This is a genomic window from Vibrio sp. 1402, from assembly GCF_033340275.1.
In genome coordinates this window covers 1-617 of the sequence record NZ_JAWOWE010000412.1, presented here as the reverse complement: position 1 = coordinate 617, position 617 = coordinate 1, and the positions used below count along the sequence as shown (strand labels likewise).

The following is a 617-nucleotide window of genomic DNA, read 5'->3' as shown; positions in this document are numbered from 1 at the left end:
ATGGGTAAAACGAATTCAGCGGGAACACGCCCTGATTTATTCAACCAAAACCAGACGTTTTGCTGTTTTGAGTTGATGGCTCGCGCTAATGCTGATTGCCCGCCGACCAAGTCAATGGCACGGCGGAGATGTTTTTGTGTCGTGTTGAACACTTCCATACCGTCTCCTGTTACAATAAAAACTGTTACAAGATTGAATGTTACAGTTTAAACTGTAGATAAGTCAACAGTTAAAATTGTTGAAAGGCTACAGTTTTATTTGTAGAATACGGGCTTATGAAAACTTTATCCGAACGACTAAACCATGCCTTGCAGCTTACTGGGGTGACTCAGTCTGAGTTGGCTCGTCGCATTGGTATCAAACAGCAGTCGATCAGCCAGATTTGCTCTGGTAAATCGGCTAGGTCTCGTTACACCATGCAGATCGCGGAGGCGCTTCGCGTGAATGCTCATTGGCTCGCCACAGGTGATGGCGAGATTGGCTTGGGGGTCGGTAATGTAGAAGTCGGGCCTGATATTAAGGGAAGAATTCCTCTCATTAACTGGGTTCAGGCTGGGGATTGGACTGAAATGGCGGAGGGATTTGCCTTTGAAGATGCAGAGGAGTGGCGTGAAGTC

2 protein-coding genes are annotated in these 617 nt (G+C 46.8%); one reads left to right on the top strand and one right to left on the bottom strand.

Annotation, left to right across the window (positions count from 1 at the left end):
- On the bottom strand, window positions 1-158 hold a 158-nt coding region (locus R7044_RS26390; protein WP_225456136.1), incomplete at its 3' end, for a YdaS family helix-turn-helix protein.
- Between the two features lie 117 nt (window positions 159-275).
- Between R7044_RS26390 and R7044_RS26385 the strand changes: the two genes are divergently transcribed.
- Window positions 276-617, top strand: a 342-nt coding sequence (locus R7044_RS26385) for a helix-turn-helix domain-containing protein (protein ID WP_225456135.1), incomplete at its 3' end; no start/stop codon positions are given.